This is a genomic window from Sulfitobacter sp. G21635-S1 (assembly GCF_027213915.1).
In the GTDB taxonomy this organism is placed as follows: domain Bacteria; phylum Pseudomonadota; class Alphaproteobacteria; order Rhodobacterales; family Rhodobacteraceae; genus Sulfitobacter.
Genome location: NZ_JAPWGV010000033.1, coordinates 26,850 through 42,383 on the forward strand (window position 1 = coordinate 26,850; position 15,534 = coordinate 42,383).

Annotated in this window: 24 protein-coding genes; 14 read left to right on the forward strand and 10 right to left on the reverse strand. The window is 61.2% G+C overall.

The window, feature by feature from the left end; translation table 11 throughout:
* Positions 1-3: 3 nt before the first annotated feature.
* Complete coding sequence (locus tag O4H53_RS23645; RefSeq protein ID WP_269367439.1) at positions 4-168, reverse strand: hypothetical protein; 165 nt, start codon at positions 166-168, stop codon at positions 4-6.
* Positions 169-209: 41 nt separating this feature from the next.
* Between O4H53_RS23645 and O4H53_RS23650 the strand changes: the two genes are divergently transcribed.
* A complete protein-coding gene (locus O4H53_RS23650) occupies positions 210-899 on the forward strand; it encodes a DUF4145 domain-containing protein (RefSeq protein WP_269367440.1) in 690 nt (229 codons plus the stop codon).
* Between the two features lie 51 nt (positions 900-950).
* On the opposite strand, the gene O4H53_RS23655 is transcribed toward O4H53_RS23650, so the two are convergent.
* The 9 genes from O4H53_RS23655 to O4H53_RS23695 form a co-directional block, all read right to left on the reverse strand.
* Positions 951-1,082, reverse strand: coding sequence for a hypothetical protein (locus O4H53_RS23655; protein WP_269367441.1), 132 nt, complete (start codon positions 1,080-1,082; stop codon positions 951-953).
* A 64-nt stretch (positions 1,083-1,146) separates the two neighbouring features.
* Positions 1,147-1,464: a hypothetical protein gene (locus tag O4H53_RS23660; RefSeq protein ID WP_269367442.1), complete on the reverse strand. Its 318-nt coding sequence runs from the start codon at positions 1,462-1,464 to the stop codon at positions 1,147-1,149.
* A gap of 1 nt (position 1,465) precedes the next feature.
* Complete coding sequence (locus O4H53_RS23665) at positions 1,466-1,705, reverse strand: hypothetical protein (protein ID WP_269367443.1); 240 nt, start codon at positions 1,703-1,705, stop codon at positions 1,466-1,468.
* 19 nt (positions 1,706-1,724) lie between these two features.
* Complete coding sequence (locus O4H53_RS23670) at positions 1,725-1,871, reverse strand: hypothetical protein (protein ID WP_269367444.1); 147 nt, start codon at positions 1,869-1,871, stop codon at positions 1,725-1,727.
* Entirely contained in the window at positions 1,868-2,230 is a 363-nt protein-coding gene (locus tag O4H53_RS23675) for a hypothetical protein (protein WP_269367445.1), read from the reverse strand. Before O4H53_RS23675 ends, O4H53_RS23670 begins: the two co-directional genes overlap by 4 nt.
* A gap of 208 nt (positions 2,231-2,438) precedes the next feature.
* Entirely contained in the window at positions 2,439-2,711 is a 273-nt protein-coding gene (locus O4H53_RS23680; protein ID WP_269367446.1) for a hypothetical protein, read from the reverse strand.
* Positions 2,708-3,130, reverse strand: coding sequence for a hypothetical protein (locus O4H53_RS23685; protein ID WP_269367447.1), 423 nt, complete (start codon positions 3,128-3,130; stop codon positions 2,708-2,710). The genes O4H53_RS23680 and O4H53_RS23685 overlap by 4 nt, the downstream gene beginning before the upstream one ends.
* A 131-nt stretch (positions 3,131-3,261) precedes the next feature.
* Positions 3,262-3,663, reverse strand: a complete 402-nt coding sequence (locus O4H53_RS23690) for a hypothetical protein (protein WP_269367448.1) — start codon at positions 3,661-3,663, stop codon at positions 3,262-3,264.
* Positions 3,664-3,772: 109 nt separating this feature from the next.
* A complete protein-coding gene (locus O4H53_RS23695) occupies positions 3,773-4,135 on the reverse strand; it encodes a helix-turn-helix domain-containing protein (RefSeq protein WP_269367449.1) in 363 nt (120 codons plus the stop codon).
* Between the two features lie 407 nt (positions 4,136-4,542).
* Between O4H53_RS23695 and O4H53_RS23700 the strand changes: the two genes are divergently transcribed.
* The 13 genes from O4H53_RS23700 to O4H53_RS23760 all read left to right on the forward strand — a co-directional run bounded on the left by O4H53_RS23700 (position 4,543) and on the right by O4H53_RS23760 (position 15,531).
* Positions 4,543-4,773 carry a hypothetical protein gene (locus O4H53_RS23700; RefSeq protein ID WP_269367450.1) on the forward strand — a complete coding sequence of 77 codons (231 nt, stop codon included), beginning with the start codon at positions 4,543-4,545 and terminating at the stop codon, positions 4,771-4,773.
* 127 nt (positions 4,774-4,900) lie between these two features.
* Entirely contained in the window at positions 4,901-5,233 is a 333-nt protein-coding gene (locus tag O4H53_RS23705; RefSeq protein WP_269367451.1) for a hypothetical protein, read from the forward strand.
* Positions 5,226-5,534 (forward strand): hypothetical protein, encoded by a 309-nt coding sequence (locus tag O4H53_RS23710; RefSeq protein ID WP_269367452.1) that lies wholly within the window; start codon positions 5,226-5,228, stop codon positions 5,532-5,534. Before O4H53_RS23705 ends, O4H53_RS23710 begins: the two co-directional genes overlap by 8 nt.
* Positions 5,531-6,673 carry a DUF7146 domain-containing protein gene (locus O4H53_RS23715; RefSeq protein WP_269367453.1) on the forward strand — a complete coding sequence of 381 codons (1,143 nt, stop codon included), beginning with the start codon at positions 5,531-5,533 and terminating at the stop codon, positions 6,671-6,673. Before O4H53_RS23710 ends, O4H53_RS23715 begins: the two co-directional genes overlap by 4 nt.
* On the forward strand, positions 6,670-7,272 hold the full coding sequence (locus tag O4H53_RS23720; RefSeq protein WP_269367454.1) for a hypothetical protein: 603 nt from the start codon (positions 6,670-6,672) through the stop codon (positions 7,270-7,272). The genes O4H53_RS23715 and O4H53_RS23720 overlap by 4 nt, the downstream gene beginning before the upstream one ends.
* Positions 7,269-7,577, forward strand: coding sequence for a hypothetical protein (locus O4H53_RS23725; protein WP_269367455.1), 309 nt, complete (start codon positions 7,269-7,271; stop codon positions 7,575-7,577). The genes O4H53_RS23720 and O4H53_RS23725 overlap by 4 nt, the downstream gene beginning before the upstream one ends.
* Positions 7,574-8,383: a DNA adenine methylase gene (locus tag O4H53_RS23730; protein ID WP_269367456.1), complete on the forward strand. Its 810-nt coding sequence runs from the start codon at positions 7,574-7,576 to the stop codon at positions 8,381-8,383. Before O4H53_RS23725 ends, O4H53_RS23730 begins: the two co-directional genes overlap by 4 nt.
* Positions 8,376-10,223: a DNA primase family protein gene (locus tag O4H53_RS23735; RefSeq protein ID WP_269367457.1), complete on the forward strand. Its 1,848-nt coding sequence runs from the start codon at positions 8,376-8,378 to the stop codon at positions 10,221-10,223. The genes O4H53_RS23730 and O4H53_RS23735 overlap by 8 nt, the downstream gene beginning before the upstream one ends.
* A gap of 401 nt (positions 10,224-10,624) precedes the next feature.
* Positions 10,625-10,930, forward strand: coding sequence for a hypothetical protein (locus tag O4H53_RS23740; protein ID WP_269367458.1), 306 nt, complete (start codon positions 10,625-10,627; stop codon positions 10,928-10,930).
* The gene (locus O4H53_RS23745) at positions 10,927-11,787 is read left to right on the forward strand and encodes a hypothetical protein (protein WP_269367459.1); all 861 of its coding nucleotides are present in this window, start codon (positions 10,927-10,929) and stop codon (positions 11,785-11,787) included. Before O4H53_RS23740 ends, O4H53_RS23745 begins: the two co-directional genes overlap by 4 nt.
* 219 nt (positions 11,788-12,006) lie before the next feature.
* Positions 12,007-12,621 (forward strand): hypothetical protein, encoded by a 615-nt coding sequence (locus O4H53_RS23750; RefSeq protein ID WP_269367460.1) that lies wholly within the window; start codon positions 12,007-12,009, stop codon positions 12,619-12,621.
* Positions 12,622-12,751: 130 nt separating this feature from the next.
* Entirely contained in the window at positions 12,752-13,408 is a 657-nt protein-coding gene (locus O4H53_RS23755; RefSeq protein ID WP_269367461.1) for a terminase small subunit, read from the forward strand.
* A 2-nt stretch (positions 13,409-13,410) separates the two neighbouring features.
* On the forward strand, positions 13,411-15,531 hold the full coding sequence (locus O4H53_RS23760; RefSeq protein ID WP_269367462.1) for a terminase gpA endonuclease subunit: 2,121 nt from the start codon (positions 13,411-13,413) through the stop codon (positions 15,529-15,531).
* Positions 15,532-15,534 lie beyond the last annotated feature (3 nt).

Sequence of the window (15,534 nt, forward strand, 5' to 3'; positions counted from 1 at the left end):
GATTCATTCCTCAACAGCCTCCAAATGCTTAAGTCGCGATGTCGAAATCAGATGCAACTCAATGATGGCGAGAAACGCTTGCTCCATGCCGTATTCAAACGAAAGCGCTTTGGCCGCATCTATACGAGCGGTTGGTTCACTTTCGTGGGAGTTGAAGATTTCACTCATTCGATTAACAATCTGACGATTGGCTAGCATGGGGTCCTCCAATGGAAGTGATGAGAATTAATTGCGGCCATTGCCGTCAATGCGTCGATGTTGTCCTGCAAGCCCAGCAGGATGCTGTCCGTGCGGTGATACGTGACCCGGCTTCTGGCGAAGAGCAAACGGTCACCGGTGTTCGGATGAAAGAGGGCGAAAAGCGACAGGCTGCTATAGCGTTTTGTCCAATGTGCCTTGCTCCCAATCTGCTTTGGTACAAACGCGAAAGCCAAGTAGGTTTTGTGGACCATTTTCCGAAACAACCTGGTAGCAAGCGCGCCAAAAACGAAATGGTGTTTACAGACATCAGGCAATACCCTGACATTGAACCATATGTGATGAACGCAAACTGGCCATCTGATCTTTCGGAATCCTGGGGGGATGTCCTCAAGATGGTCGATGCCAAGGTTTCCCCTCCGAACATCGCGGCTGCTATAGGCGTATGTCTTGAGATAGCTTGCAATGCCCTCAACGCGGGCGGCAAAAAACTCTACCTGATGATTGACGCGCTGAAAAATGATGGCCACATTACTGAACCAATGCATGCCTGGGCTCATCAAATAAGAATTCTCAGAAATTCCGGGACACACAAATTTGTTGCCTCGAATTCTGATGTCGATGCAGCAGTCGATTTCATGAAGATATTTCTGCATGTGGCTTTCACCTTGAGGCTTGAGATTGAAGCAAAAACGACTTAATTCCGTCTATTTGCGTTTTCAGTATCAAGAAGAACCGGGTTTTCGGGTCAGTCATGTGTCACCCCTCCCCCCTGGTCCACGCCGGACAAAATCCTGCACCAAATTGTAAGGCGCGAGGCTGCCGAACCTTGCGGCGATCTGTTCCGCGATCTGGGCGCGGATTTCCTTTTCGGCGGCGGTCATCGCGCCACCTCGATCAACAGGCCCAGCAGGGACACGATTAGAGCACATAAGAGCAGGTCCAGCATCAGCCATCCTCCCCGTGTGCCGCGATGATCGGCAAGGTTCCGGCGCAGTCGGCGCAGACCAGGTGCCGGGATGTGCTGACGATCTTTGCGATGTCGTCATTCGGCCCCATGGTGTTGGCCAATGCGGCGCTGCCCAGCATCATCCCCAGCCCAACCTGCCGCTGCGCTGCCTTGGTATCGACCACGGCCTGTTCCAGCGCGATCCGATAGAAAAAGATGCCCAGCGGCTGGCCGCAGAAGTGGCAGGGGCGCAGGTCGCTTTCCTTGATCCCCGGCAGGGCCGCGATGTCGGCGGTGTCTTGTGGGGTTCTGTTCATGTCAGTTTTCCTCCCATTCTGACCGCTGCTTTTCCCTGACCAGTTCGGGCAGGGTACAACCGCTCAATCCCGCAGGCACCCGGAACGGGCCGCGCTCAAATACGCGGGGGGCGCTGCCGGTGCGTTTCTCGGTCGGCTTGTCGCCGTGGTAGAGCGCGGGGCGCGGGCCAATCATGGTGCGCTCAAGCACCAGCCAGGCGGTGCGGGGTTTCTGGGGCAGGGAAGTGATGGTTACAGACATGGATTTTCCTTTCTGTCGCTCAATCCGCTGCCGGGGCGGTGATGGATTGGGTTGTGACCTGGACGATGCCAGCGATCTGCAGGGTCAGGACCAGCAGGCAGCCGATGCAGATCAGGCGGGTGACGGTGACGAACAGGTGGTTCAGTCGGTCTCGGCTCAGGTTCATGGCTGGTTTCCTCGCCCGGTTTCCTGGTCTGTCTGGCCGTCCTTCCGTTCGCGCAGCCAGGCATCGACCTGGTTGGACAGCAGGCCCAGCACACCCTGACCGGGCGTGTCCTTGCGGCCCCGATAGCTGCGCCAGATCAGCAGGTGCTGATAGAGTTTCGCCCCCCGCTGTGCGGCAATCTGCCACCAGAGGCGGCGACAGGCGGCGGAACAGAAGCGGGCGTGATGCTTGCGCTTGGACGCGGGCAGCCGGTTCCGGCATTGGTCGCAGAAGCCCGGACGCAGGGCGGGCAGGCGTTCCACGTCCGCCCGGTCGATTTCGGGCCTTGTTGGCCTGTGTGACTCTGTCTGCGTTTGCATCAGGTATGGGAACCTTCAAGCTATCGGCAGAGCGCGAGGGCTGCCTGTCTCGCCCGCGCTCTGCCGTGCAGCAGGTGTCGCATCCCAGGAGCGGCACCCGGCAAGGGAATGAAAAATGCCGGGGGTGGGGAAGAGGGCACCCCCGGCAAGGTTGCCGACACGGGGCAGGCCCGGCAGTGGGCTTTTACGTGTCGGATGGCGTCTGGCATCACGCGGCACTTTCGGTGGCTACCAGGGTGTTTCGGGCTGCGCGCATCCAGTTGTCTGGCAACTGCGCGGGATCGTCGGCAAAGGCGGATACGCCGAATAGCTGAACCTCGAACAGAGCGGGGCTGAAATCAGCCGGCCGTTCGGGCACACCCCATACGCCGCCATTGTTCAGGGTCAGGTTTTTCAGCTGCAGCAACCGCGCGTCATGCGCAACCTGGTCCAGAAGGTCGAGGGCTGCCCGCAGGCGGTTGGACGGGGGTAGGGCGTTCATGCCGACACCTCCATCTGCCGCAGGATGTCGCGGGCGCTGTTCTGCTCGATCGTATCCTTGGACAGGTTCAGCAGGATCTGGCAGGCGGTCACGAGGATGTCGCGCGCGACCGGCCCTTCGCTGCGCAGGATTTTTCGCGCGGCTTTCAGGTTCAACTGATCTTCGCCGGGCAAATGCACGATGGTCAGCGCCGCGCTGCGTCGGGCAAGCAGTTCGCCGCAGAGGTCCGGCAGGATCATGGCGAGGATGATCTGATCGCCGGGGGAAATTTCGCCCCGGTCGCGCACCGGATCGTGCCGCCCCAGATGGCGCAGCATTTCATCTGTCACCATTTCGTCGGGCAGCAGAGGGGTGACCGCCTGGGGATCGGCCATCGCAACGGCGCGCGGGTCCGGAAAACTGCGGGTAGAAGTGTTCATGTTGGCCTCCTGTTTTCAGAAGGCGTAATAGAACAAAATACCTATGTCAAACAAAATAGAACTTTGTACCTATAAACTTGCGTGCGTAAATCGCCCGCGCGGCGGGGCAGGTAGCAGTCATCAGACCGGTTTCAGTGTTCTGCGTTGTCGATTGTTTCTTCGCCAGCGGGATTGACGCGCAGTCGCCAGGTCCAATCGGAGAAGGGGCCTTCAACCATCAGGGCCAGTGCATCCTGGGTGGTTGGCGCTGCTGACAACGCATCCCCGTTTGGCTGCTGATTGGTGCAATCGACAATAACGGCCAGAACCATCGCACCTTCGGTTCGTGTGATCCGGTCAAAGGTCTCTTCGGCCTGTTCCCTGGTCGGTGTGCCTTCCGAGCAATAAGCCTGTATCCGGTTTTTGTCATCGTCCTTGAAATAGCCGATCTGCGAAATTTCTGCTTCGGCTGATCCGGTGTCCAGCGTGCCGATAACAGCAGCGGTCATTCCTATGGCCGCTATTCCAAACAGCCCCTTTCCAAGTTTTCCCATTTATCCACCTTGATAAGTTTTCTGTTGATAATTGAAATCCCAGGTTGATCCGTCAAACGGCGTTCATCTAATGTTCCTCAGGGGGTGCCACGAATGTCAGATAAGGAAATTATTGCGGGTCTTCATCGGATACTGAACGCTCCCGATCAGACGCATCAACAAGCCCTCGTGCGTAGCCTAGGAGCTGGCGGCGCAGGTGATCGGGCAGCTGAAGTGTTAGGCGAACAATCTCTTGCTCTTCTGGGGTTTGAGCGTCTGACATAAACGCTTCGAGCGTTGTGCCAAGGGCAGCACAAATCTTCCTTGCATTATCGACGCGGGGGCTTCGGTTCGGTTTTGAAAAATATTGCCGGATTGCACTGTCTGAAAGTCCAGCCTTTTTTGCCAGCCCAGCCTCAGTCAGGTCCGGGTCGCTGTCGATCCTGATGCGCAGTCGTTTGAGGAATGGGTCAGTTATCGGCGGCTTGTTCATGCTACTTGTATGGCCAGAAATTTCGTTTCGCTCCATAGGTACAAAGTTCTTGACATGCATAGAACTTAATACCTACACCATGATCCCATGGAACAATTCATGCTTGAAGTTCGGCAGTATGCTGCCGCAATCGGGGTTCAACCCACGACCGTCATCCAAAGGGCGGAGGCCGGGAGCGGCTCGACCTGGTCGAAGTGGGAGAGCGGTAGCACCGCGACCCACCGCACGACTGACAAGGTTCGCGCCTACATGGCAAACAACCCGCCGAAGTCGGAGGCTGCGGCGTGAGCGTGGGGCGGGATCATTCGCCATCTGTTGTGGTCTATGTGAACGGGTCATACCCTCAGGATGAGCCGGTCAGAGGTCAGATAAAATCCGGGGTTTTGTCCGGCCCTCAGACCGGACAAATGTCCGTCACCGATCCTTACCAGTTGCATCGCGATTTTCCGAAACGCTGGCAATCGTATCTGCACGGCACCTACCGCAACGCCGCCCACGTCCGCGACGTGTTCCGGGTCGATGACCGGACCGCGCGTAAGTGGTGGAAAGGGGAAACCGGCTGTGTCGGCGGATTCGTTGCGGTTGCCTTCAACCTGGACCCGCAGGGCGTGTCCGAAATGCTCATGGCAGCGGGATGATGGGCGGGGCTGACATGCGGTCAGCGGGGGGGCGGACTTTTGTCCGGCCAGAAGTCCGGGAAAATGTCCGCGCTTTTTCCGCCATAGCGGAGGGCTTCCTGCACCCGTCCAAAGGGGGCATCCTGTGATGAAGGACCGGAACCCCCTGATCGCATTTGGCCTTTTGGCAACCACGGTTGCGCTCAAGGCGCGCACCGGCCAGCTGCGCGATGCCGACAGGCTGCGTCTGGCGACCGCCGCGCTGGAATGGGTGCCTGACCTGCCAGAGGCGCGGGCGGCGGTGCTGACCTTCCTGCATCTTGCGCAGTCTGACCCGGCAACCGCCGGGCTTGCGCTGCAGGAAGTGGCGCGGGGGCTGGTGGGCGATGACCTGGGGCGTGATCCGGGGGAGGTGCTGGCGCAGATGCCGCAGACCCATGCGCCGGACTGGATGCAGCGAAAGGATTGTGGGCATGGCTGACCGGAAAGCGCGCGCGCATGCGGCCATGGTCGCGATCTGTGCAAGCATGGTGGTGGATTACCTCGATCAGCAGGATGCGAAGATGTGGGCCGATGCCCTGCGGGACATTCTGCCTGATTGCGAGGGGTGCCCCAAAACGCTGGAACCGTTGCGCATCGCTGCCACGGGCTTTGCCCATGGCGCGGGTGACAACCGGGAACTGAGCCTTTCGCGGCTGCGCTTTGCCGTGCGGAATTACTACCGGATGCAGGCGGGGCAGCGGCTGGAAGCCTGGCGCGATGGCGCGGGGGATGTGACATGAGCGGGGTCACCGATGATCCGCGCCTGATCGAGGCCAAGGCCATGCCGATGTCGGCGGTGGTCGATCGGCTGGGCATCGCGCGGCTGGTCAAGCAGGGCACCGAACTGATCGGGCCTTGCCCACTTTGCGGGGGGCGGGACCGCTTCGGGATCAATCTGCGCACGGCGCTTTTTCAGTGTCGCCAGTGCGGCATCAAAGGCGGCGACCAGGTGGCGCTGGTCCGCGAAGTTCTGGGGCTGGGGTTCCGCGATGCGCTGAAATGGCTTTGTGGCGATGCGCCTGCCTTTCTCGACCCTGCCGAAATGGAACGTCGCCGCGCGGCAGCAGCGGCAGCGGCGGCAAAACAGCAGGAACAGGCTGCCGCCTACCGGGACCGGGCGATCCGGGATGCCCGCCGCATCTGGGACCAGTCGCTGGACGGAAACCGGGGCGTGGTGCGCGCATATCTCAGTGCGCGGGGCATCACACCTGCAATGCTGCCTGACCTGCCGCGCTGTCTGCGGTTCCAGCTGGATCACCAATATCAGAAATGGATAGGCGGGCGGCAGGTTGATCATTCCGGTCCCTGCATGATTGCGGCGGTTCAGGCACCAAGCGGCGCGGTGGTCGCGGTGCATCAGACCTGGGTCAGTATGGACCCGCCGCACGGCAAGGCGGTGATCATGGACGGCGGCAAGCCGCTGCTGATCGACGGCAAGCCTGCCGCCGCCAAGCTGGTGCGCGGCGCGAAAAAGGGCGGCGCGATCCGGCTGCACACCCCGCGCGGGTCGGACACTCTGATCATGGGCGAGGGGATCGAAACCACCCTGACCGCGATGGCGGCAAACGCGGTTGCGGGCGCGGCCTATTGGGCGGGTGTGGATCTCGGGAACATGGCCGGAATTATGAAAAAAGTGCCGGGCACGCGGGCGTCCGGCATTCCTGACATGAGTGATAATCGGGCCTTTTTCCCGCCGCCGTGGGTCCGTCGATTGATCTTTATCCAGGACGGCGACAGCGCGCCGAAACCGACCCGCGCCAAGCTGGAAAGCGGTCTGCGCCGCGCCATGGCGCGCGTGCCGGGGCTGAAAGGCCAGATCGTCCACGCGGGCGAAGGGGTCGATCTGAACGATGTACTGAACAAGGGGGATGATGAATGAAAGTCCTCGTCGCCTGCGAATATTCCGGCACTGTGCGCAATGCCTTCCTGTCGCGCGGGCATGATGCCTGGTCCTGTGATTTGCTGCCATCCGAGGACGGCAGCAATCGGCACATTCAGGGCGATGCGCGCGATCTGTTGGACGATGGCTGGGATTGCCTGATCGTGGCACATCCACCCTGCACCCGGCTTTGCAACTCCGGGGTGCGCTGGCTTCATCGTCCCCCGGCGGGCAAAACACTGCGCCAGATGTGGCGCGAGTTGCGTGAGGGTGCGGCGCTGTTTTCGGATTTCTGGAACGCGCCGATCCCGCTGCGGTGTATCGAAAATCCGGTGATGCATAAGCATGCCAAAGCGCTGATCGACAACTACCGCGAATTTGCTCAATCGGTGCAGCCCTGGCAGTTCGGACATGGTGAGACAAAGCGCACCTGCCTGTGGCTGCATGATCTGCCGCCGCTGGTGCCTACGGATGTGGTCGGAGGCCGCGAAAACCGGGTACACCGGATGCCGCCTGGCCCGGACCGCTGGAAAGAGCGCAGCCGCTTTTTCAAGGGCATTGCTGAGGCGATGGCAGACCAATGGGGCGCGTTGGCATGAGCGTTTTGCGTGACATCTGCGACGAAATTGGCTGCCGCAGACTGTGGACGCAAGTCCTGGCTTTGCAATGGGACATCAGTTTCGGAAACAGCCCGTCCACCCGGCTGGAACGCACGCAGGCCCTGCGCTGGTTCGGATCGGAGGATTTTTTCATCGTCTGTACCCTTCTGCAGTTGAACGGTCATGCCGTACTGGCCCGTTGGCGGGATCAACAGCGACGGATGGGCGAAGGGGAACGCGGGTTTCTGCCTGCGACACCATCGGCCCGGCCAACGCAGGTGCAGAACGTGGGGGATGCGGTATGAAGCGACCCCCACTGCGCTGGCACGGCGGTAAATGGCGCATCGCGCCCTGGATCATCGACCTGATGCCACCGCATCATGCTTACATCGAACCTTTTGGCGGTGGCGGTTCCGTTCTGATGCGAAAAGATCGGGTCCAGCTTGAGATTTACAACGACTTGGATGGTAGCCTGGTCGATTTCATGCTGTGCGTGCGCGACAGCCCGGATGAATTGATCCGCGCTGTCGCTGCCACGCCGTTTGCGCGAACAGTGTTTGAAGGTGAATGCCCGGACGATCCTTTGCTGAAAGCGGTTCATTTTCTGTGCCGATCGCACATGGGTCATGGGTCAAGTGGTAACGGTCGCGCGACAGGGTTCAGGGCGGCCGGTCGGCGGGCGGGTTCCCTGCCTGTGCACAATTGGGCTGATATGCCCTGGGTCTTGCGCGAAACTGCGGAAAGGCTGCGCGGCGTGGTGATCGAAAACCGCCCGGCGGCTCGGATCATAGAAGATCACGATGAAGCCAGTGCGCTGTTTTACCTCGATCCGCCATATTTGCCGGAAACCCGTGACACCGGCGCGGACTATCGGTGCGAAATGACATGCAGTGAGCATGAGGCTCTTTTGAATCGTATTTTGGCCGTGCAAGGGAAAGTGCTGATTTCCGGCTATGACAGTGAATTATATCGCGATGTTCTGTCAGATTGGCGTGCAGAAACGCTAGAAACGGTAGGCGACCGGGCCTGTAAAAGGACTGAGGTGATCTGGGCAAATTTCGAAAGAAATCAACAGCAGATCGAACTATTCGGGGCATTGCTAAATGACTGACCGCCTGGACCCCGTACGCGAGAAATTTGCCTCCCCCGAGGACATCGCACCGATCGACGGGCTGTCTCTCCCGAGCGGGGGCGACCCCGATGGCGATGGCGGCGCGCCGCCCCCCGCACCCCCTGACGATGACCGGCCCCTTGATCCGTTCGAGGCGGCTGCGCTGCAGCCCTTGAATGATTACGGCAACGGTCAGCGGTTCGTGATCCATTTCGGGCAGGACGTGATGTTCGTACCCCGCGTGGGCTGGCACGTCTGGTCCGGCAAGGTCTGGGCCTTTGATCCGTCGCTGAACTCCAAGAACGGGATCACCTCGGGCGGCATCGCGGTGCGCGCCAAGGCGCAGAAAATCTGGAAGCTGATTGAGGGTGAGGTGCCCTATATCAAGCCGACCAAGCGCGAGGAAAAGCACCTTGCCGAGGAAAAAGAACTTAAACAGCGGCTGAAAGCCCTTGAGGACACCCCCAAGGATGAACGGGCCGATACCCATGACAATGACGTGGGGTCCATTCTGGGCCGGATGCGCGCCATTGAGGCGATGCTGAAAGACCGCAAGTCGCTGATCGGCAGGCGGTTGACCCATGCCAAGAACGCAGGCAACAACGGCCCTCTGGGCCACATGCTGACCGAAAGCACCACGGACCTGGCGGTAGATTTCGAGGAATTGGACGCGCATCCGCTGGACGTGAACACCAGCAGCGGGCTGCTGCGCTTCACCGTCGAGGAGTTGCGAGAGGAAGGGGCAGGGCGTGTCGCCAGCTGCAGGCTGTTGCCCCACGCGCGGGATCAGCGCCTGACCAAGATGATGCCGGTTGCCTACAACCCCGATGCCAGTGCCTCGAAATTTGAGGCCTTCCTTGAACGGGTGCAGCCCGACCCGGAGCGTCGCGCCTTTCTGCAGCGGTGGTTCGGCCTGTCGCTGACCGGGATCAAGGTTCAGGGGTTTGTGTTCCTCTACGGCAGCGGGGCGAACGGCAAGTCCGTCCTGGCCGACCTGATCGCCCGGATCATGGCCGGTTATGCGGCATCGCTGAAAATCGAAAGCCTGACGGGGTCAAACCGCCGGTCAGGGGCTGAGGCCACGCCGGACCTGATGCCGCTGCTGGGCGCGCGGTTTGTCCGCACCTCAGAACCCGACCAGGGCGAGAAACTGCAGGAAAGCCTGATCAAGCAGCTGACGGGGGGCGAGCCTATTCCGGTGCGCCCGAACTACGGCGATCAGATCGACCTGGAACCGATTTTCAAGCTGACGATGTCGGGCAACTACAAGCCCGAAATCAGGGGCAGCGATGATGGCATCTGGCGGCGGGTGATGCTGATCCCCTTCGAAGTCCAGATCCCCGAAAGTGATCGGGACCAGCAGCTGGGCGAAAAGCTGTGGGGCGAACGCGACGGCATTTTCGCCTGGATGGTCGAAGGGCTTCTTGATTTTCTGGAAAACGGGTTGCAGGTGCCGCAAAGCGTGCTGGATGCCACCACGGAATATCGCGATGAATCGGACCCGATCGGCGCGTTCCTGACCACCTGTTGCGTGATCACCGGTGATCACACCGACAAGGTGCTGTCCAAGGAATTGGGCGATGCTTTCAACTATTTTCTGATGGAGCGGGGCGAGACCACCTGGAAGCCCACGACCTTTGCCAAGCAGATCGCCACCAAGGCACGACACTGGAAACATCCTGAAACCGGCCAGCAGTTCGAGAAAGGCAAGGCATCGCTGTCGCAGTACACCGGCCTGCGCTTCACCGATGCCTTTGCCAAGCGGTTTGATGATGCGCCGCGCGACAGCAGCGGGAGGGTGACCGGCGTCCGCGTGCCTGCATCCCCCGACCCCTTGTGATGGTCATCGAAAGATTACGGGAGGGTATCCTCCCACGCGCGGGAAGGTAGGGGCCATCAGGGGTGCAGGGGGAAACGGTTTGAAATCAGCGGCTTGAGGGGTGCTGTGGGAGGCTGGGGAGGGTAGGGAGGCAGTTTGGCCCACGTACGGAAAGGATCAGGGGTCAGGGAAAATCAGAGAAGTTTCTAGGGGAGTTTTCTCTTTTATCCTCCCTACCTTCCCTACCCTCCCTGAGAAGTAGAAAAACAACGATAAAACAAAAGGTTAAAAGGCAGAAAATCATGGGAGGGTGGCGCGGCGCAAAATCTCTACCCTCCCCAGCCTCCCACGCGGGGCGGGGCATAATCAACGGGCAGTGGTGCCGGGATCAGGGACCACAAGATATAGCGAAAGGGGCGGTAATGACACAGGATCAGGGGCGAATAGGTGGCGGGTGGGGGCCGTGGATTGAGCATGATGGGTCTGCAAAGGCACCGAACCGCCTTCGCGTCGGTGACCTGGTTCAGTTCGATCTAGAGATATTCTTTACAAGGGAATTTGTGGTGATCCGGCTTGCTGCAGAGCATTTGCAAGATTGGGTTTGGGAGAGTGAAGCATTTCGCCGAATTGTCCGCTATCGCATTCGCAAACCCCGCGACCTGCGCGCGCTGTTCAATCTGCCCGAAGAGGTGCCCGCGCCAGTACAGCCGGAAAAGGTGGACGTATGACCCGCATTCCCAAGGCCCGCGATACTTCATGGGCGATCGAGGCCGGGCGTGCATGGGCGGATGAGCAGGCGGCGCGGCCTTTCACCTATCAGCGCGCTGATCCCGCCGCCCTGGCACAGGCCATCAAGGATGGCACCGCCGATGACGTGGCGCGCGAGGGTGACCGGATCGACGCGGTCAAGCGGGCCGGTTTGGCCCCTCTGGAATGCGGCCCGGACGTGGTGCTGATCGCCCCGGCGCGGGGGCCGGTCATCGCGTCGATGCCGCGCGAGTTCTATCCAGAGGGAGAAAGGGCGTTCAAGGCGGTGGACGCGGGCTATCGCGGGCGCATGAACATGCGGCAAGAGGACGTGTTCGACCGGATGCACGATCAGGCACGCCGCGCGAAAGGTGCAGCATTCCGTCCCGATGATGCGCCATTTACCAAGACCCAGATTGGCATTGCCCGCGACTACCGCGCCCTGTTCGAAGCGGTACAGGCCGGGGGCATCAAATGTTCCGCTGATCTGAGCGGCCCGACCGGCGGGGGCGATGGCCGCGACTTCATGGACCTGTACATGCAGAAATCTGCGCGCCTGCGTTGGGCGCACCGCCGCATCGGCACCGGCGTGGCAAAAGAGGTCCGCCGCGTCCGCCCGTCGCGCGCAGGGGTGGTGCATGCCACAATCCCCGAGGGCGCGCTGTCGCGCATCGGGCGCAGGCTGATCACCCGCATGGACCTGGTGCAAATGGTCTGTATCCACGACAAGAGCCTGAAAGCGGTGCTAGAGGCGCACCACTGGTCAGCCTCAACCGCAAACCTGAAAACCCTTCGCGGTGCCCTACGGGCCATTCTGGACGATCTGGGCGGCATTTGAAATTAGGTGGTGCAGAAAACTGTTGACTGAATGTCAGCCGGATGCAACAGATGTGTCATCATCAGGAAATGCGCCCACGGGAAACCGGCAGGGCGCATTTTTTGTTCCACTGAATACACCGCGAGAGAGAGCCGTCCGACCCGTAAGGGGTGCGCCGGGTTCAAAGTCGGGGCTGCGCTGTCGGACCAGTGCGGCCCCGCAGTGTTTGAAAGGCTCTGCATGATCGACGTGTCCGCAGACTTTCGCAAACTGGAACGGATGCTGGCGGATATTCCGCAGCGCCAGCTGCCTTTCGCGATGTCGCTGGCGCTGAATGATACGGCCAAGGATGTGAAGCTGGCAGAGGAACGCCAGATGGAACGCAAGCTGGACCGGCCCACGCCCTTCACCAAGCGCGGGGTTTACGTGCGGGGTTCGACCAAAAAGTCGCTGACTGTCTGGATCGGGATCAAGGATCATCAGGCTGCCTATCTGAAATGGCAGGCGGGGGGTGGCGTCCGAAAACCGAAGGGGCGGGCCTTGGTCATCGGGGCGGGGCTGCGCCGGAACAAGTACGGCAACCTGCCGCGCAATGCGGTGGCGCGGGCTGTGACAAAGCCGAACACCTTTGCGACCAAACGGAACGGTCGCGGAAAGCATCTGGCCCCCGGCATCTACCAGCGGGGCCGGAAGGTCCGGGGCAAGACCAAGCTGAAACTGCTGGTGGCTTTCGAGCCGCGCGCCAAATACCAGCCGCGCTTTCCGTTCCAGGCGACGGCGCGGCGCACGGCAGAGGGCGCGATGCAGTCTCACCTGCTGCGCCGGATCAAACAGGCGGTCGAAACCGCGCGATAGGTTTGGGTCCTTCCCCGCAGCCCCAACGCACACGGGTAATTCGCACCGTGTTTTATTTGACAGGAATTGTTCGGAGGCCGCTTTCGGATATGGTTTCTGTTGTTGTTCAATGCCTTAGAAAGGAAAAGACGTGCTGACGCTGGCGGATGGGACGGTGCTGAACCTTGCGCGGTATCCGCTGCCCGACGATGTGCCGGACGTTTTGCTGAACCGGGGCCAGATTGCCGAGGCCATGGGGGTCACGGAACCGACGATTACCGCCTGGGTGAAAGACGGCATGCCGGTTGCGACCAAGGGGGGCAACGGGCAGGCATACGAATTCCAGACATCGCACTGCTGGGCATGGCGGATGCACAAGACCGCAGAAGAACGCGCGGCCCAGGACACCGCCAACCAAGCGGCGGCGCAGATGCGGATGGCCTTTGCCAACCTAGATCCCGACCAGGCGGGGGCTGAGGCGGGGCTGACCCCCAAGCAGATCGCGGAAATGGCGGATGCGGATTACCGCCGCAGCCGTGCGGCAGAAATGCGGGGTGAACTGGTCCGGGTCGATCGGGTCCGGGCGCTGCAGGAACAGCAGATGATCGACTTTCGCCAGGCCTTGATGACGCTGCCCGATTTTGCGGAACAGGAATTTGGCCTGACCCCTGCACAGGCGAAGAAATTGCAGGACCGTTGCGAAAGTGCGCTTGAAGAATTGAGCCTGACCCTGCGTCGGCTGCTGCCTGAGACCTCTGGCGGTCAGGCGATGTCCCTGGATGGCGCACGACAGGACGCCTTTATCTGATCATGGTGCAGATGCGGGATGCGGCCATAGGCACGGTGCTGGACTTCGCACCGCTGCCGCCTTTCACGACGCCAGAGGAAATCCTGGCGGATAGCCTGCCGCTGTTGGAACCGCCCAGCCGGATGTCGGTTACCGATTGCGCCGAACGGCACATTCGGGTGGAAAACAACGGGGTTTGGGGAAACTTCGACCGGGAGACCACGCCCTATCTGGTCGAACCGGCGGACACGACGAAATCGCGCCTCTACCGGACTAGCGCGTTCGTCGGGCCTGCGCAGTCGGGCAAGACGTTCATGCTGATCACGGTGGCGGGCTATTCCATTGTGAATGAACCGGGGCCGGTCCACATCGTCCATATGTCGCGCGGGGATGCGCAGGCATGGGTCGAGGAAAACCTGAACCCCACGATCCGAAACAGCCCGATGCTGTTGGACCGGCTGGGCCGGGGTGCTGATGACGACACGTTCAGCCGCAAGCGGTTCAAGGGGATGCGCCTGACCATCGGTTACCCGGTGGCTTCGCAACTGTCAGGGCGCAAGCAGCTGCGTGTGCTGATGAGTGATTACGATCACTTCAAGCAGACGCTGGGCCGAAAGGACAACCCCGAGGGCACGCCCTGGGGCATGGCGCTGCAGCGGATCAAGACCTATCTGAGCCGTGGCATGGTGCTGCTGGAAAGCACCCCGGCATTTGAGGTGACGGACCCGACCTGGCAGCCGTCCGAAGCGACACCGCACATGCTGCCGCCGGTCAGCGCCGGGATCGTGCTGGTCTACAATGACGGGACGCGGGGCCGATGGTATTGGGAATGCCGCGATTGCGGGCATCTCTATGAGCCAACATTCGACCGGCTGCACTTTGACCGAAAGGCTGACCCGGCGGAAGCTGGTGCCGGGGCTGAAATGCAATGCCCGGATTGTGGCAGCCTGATCGCGCATCGGCACAAGACGGAGATGAACCGCGCGGCATTAAGGGGCCGGGGTGGATGGCTGCATGAGGGCCGCAAAGGCCAGCTGGTTCCGATGGGCGACAGCGCGATCCGCGCAACCGACATCGCCAGCTGGTCACTGGAAGGCACCGCCGCGACGTTTTCGAACTGGGCGCAGATGGTCACCAAGACGCTGAATGCGGAACGGAAACTGGCCGACCTGGGCGACAGTCTGCCCTTGCGGGAATGCTATTTTCTGGACCGGGGCAGACCCTATTGCCCGCCGCCAAAAGACGATGACGACGACCTGAACGTGACGGCCCTTAAATCGGATCGCGGGGCGGTTTCCAAGGGCAGAGCACCGGAGTGGGTGCGGTTCGTCACGGTCAGCGTGGACGTGCAAGGCACCTATTTCGTGGTGATGGTCACGGGCTGGGGGATCGACGGGCGGCGCACGGTGATCGACCGGTTCGACCTGGTCAATCCGCCGGATGCCGAAGGCCGGAAGCTGGACCCCGGCAAGTATCCCGGCGACTGGCAGGTTCTGGAGCCGTTGGAAACGCAGGTCTGGCCGGTCGAGGGGCAGGCGGGCGGGTTGCGGGCGTTGTCGCTTGCGGTCGATTTCCAGGGCGCGCGCGGGGTCAGCGACAACGCGGAAAAGTTCTGGCGGGCGCGCAAGCGGGCGGGTGTGGTCGGTCGGTGGTTCCTGTCACGGGGGCAGGGGGGGTTCAAGCAGCGCGACCGGGTTTGGTACGCGGCCCCCGAACGTGCCTCAGGCGGTAAGCAGAAACGCGGCATCAAGCTGCTGAACATGGCGACCGATCTGCTGAAAGACACGGTCACGGCGGCGCTGGTGCGTCCTGCCGACGAACCGGGGGCATTCCCGCTGCCTGAGTGGATGGAAGACGATCACCTCGGCGAGTTCGTGGCCGAGGAACGGACGGAAAAGGGCTGGACGCCGAAACCTGGTCAGAAGCGGAACGAAAGCCTGGACCTTTCGGTGCAGGCGCAGGCGCAGGCCGAGCACAAGGGCTTGCGCAGAATCAATCCCGAGGCGCTGCCGATCTGGTGCGTCCTTGGGCAGGACAATCCGTATTGGGTGCCGGACGGTTCCACACCGCCCGCATCCACAGCCGAGACACCGGCGACGGACACACAACGGCCCCGGCGGGTCGGTTATCTGAACAGAGGGTAAGGC

Bases quoted from the DNA above. Each gene is read 5' to 3' on its own strand.
- O4H53_RS23670 (WP_269367444.1), bottom strand. From the start codon at position 1,871: ATGAACCTGAGCCGAGACCGACTGAACCACCTGTTCGTCACCGTCACC.
- O4H53_RS23750 (WP_269367460.1), top strand. From the start codon at position 12,007: ATGATCGACGTGTCCGCAGACTTTCGCAAACTGGAACGGATGCTGGCG.
- O4H53_RS23715 (WP_269367453.1), top strand. From the start codon at position 5,531: ATGAGCGGGGTCACCGATGATCCGCGCCTGATCGAGGCCAAGGCCATG.
- O4H53_RS23655 (WP_269367441.1), bottom strand. From the start codon at position 1,082: ATGACCGCCGCCGAAAAGGAAATCCGCGCCCAGATCGCGGAACAGATC.
- O4H53_RS23735 (WP_269367457.1), top strand. From the start codon at position 8,376: ATGACTGACCGCCTGGACCCCGTACGCGAGAAATTTGCCTCCCCCGAG.
- O4H53_RS23685 (WP_269367447.1), bottom strand. From the start codon at position 3,130: ATGAACACTTCTACCCGCAGTTTTCCGGACCCGCGCGCCGTTGCGATG.
- O4H53_RS23740 (WP_269367458.1), top strand. From the start codon at position 10,625: ATGACACAGGATCAGGGGCGAATAGGTGGCGGGTGGGGGCCGTGGATT.
- O4H53_RS23650 (WP_269367440.1), top strand. From the start codon at position 210: ATGGAAGTGATGAGAATTAATTGCGGCCATTGCCGTCAATGCGTCGAT.
- O4H53_RS23705 (WP_269367451.1), top strand. From the start codon at position 4,901: ATGAAGGACCGGAACCCCCTGATCGCATTTGGCCTTTTGGCAACCACG.
- O4H53_RS23720 (WP_269367454.1), top strand. From the start codon at position 6,670: ATGAAAGTCCTCGTCGCCTGCGAATATTCCGGCACTGTGCGCAATGCC.
- O4H53_RS23675 (WP_269367445.1), bottom strand. From the start codon at position 2,230: ATGCAAACGCAGACAGAGTCACACAGGCCAACAAGGCCCGAAATCGAC.
- O4H53_RS23745 (WP_269367459.1), top strand. From the start codon at position 10,927: ATGACCCGCATTCCCAAGGCCCGCGATACTTCATGGGCGATCGAGGCC.
- O4H53_RS23690 (WP_269367448.1), bottom strand. From the start codon at position 3,663: ATGGGAAAACTTGGAAAGGGGCTGTTTGGAATAGCGGCCATAGGAATG.
- O4H53_RS23710 (WP_269367452.1), top strand. From the start codon at position 5,226: ATGGCTGACCGGAAAGCGCGCGCGCATGCGGCCATGGTCGCGATCTGT.
- O4H53_RS23680 (WP_269367446.1), bottom strand. From the start codon at position 2,711: ATGAACGCCCTACCCCCGTCCAACCGCCTGCGGGCAGCCCTCGACCTT.
- O4H53_RS23695 (WP_269367449.1), bottom strand. From the start codon at position 4,135: ATGAACAAGCCGCCGATAACTGACCCATTCCTCAAACGACTGCGCATC.
- O4H53_RS23665 (WP_269367443.1), bottom strand. From the start codon at position 1,705: ATGTCTGTAACCATCACTTCCCTGCCCCAGAAACCCCGCACCGCCTGG.
- O4H53_RS23645 (WP_269367439.1), bottom strand. From the start codon at position 168: ATGAGTGAAATCTTCAACTCCCACGAAAGTGAACCAACCGCTCGTATA.
- O4H53_RS23730 (WP_269367456.1), top strand. From the start codon at position 7,574: ATGAAGCGACCCCCACTGCGCTGGCACGGCGGTAAATGGCGCATCGCG.
- O4H53_RS23760 (WP_269367462.1), top strand. From the start codon at position 13,411: ATGGTGCAGATGCGGGATGCGGCCATAGGCACGGTGCTGGACTTCGCA.
- O4H53_RS23725 (WP_269367455.1), top strand. From the start codon at position 7,269: ATGAGCGTTTTGCGTGACATCTGCGACGAAATTGGCTGCCGCAGACTG.
- O4H53_RS23660 (WP_269367442.1), bottom strand. From the start codon at position 1,464: ATGAACAGAACCCCACAAGACACCGCCGACATCGCGGCCCTGCCGGGG.
- O4H53_RS23700 (WP_269367450.1), top strand. From the start codon at position 4,543: ATGTCCGTCACCGATCCTTACCAGTTGCATCGCGATTTTCCGAAACGC.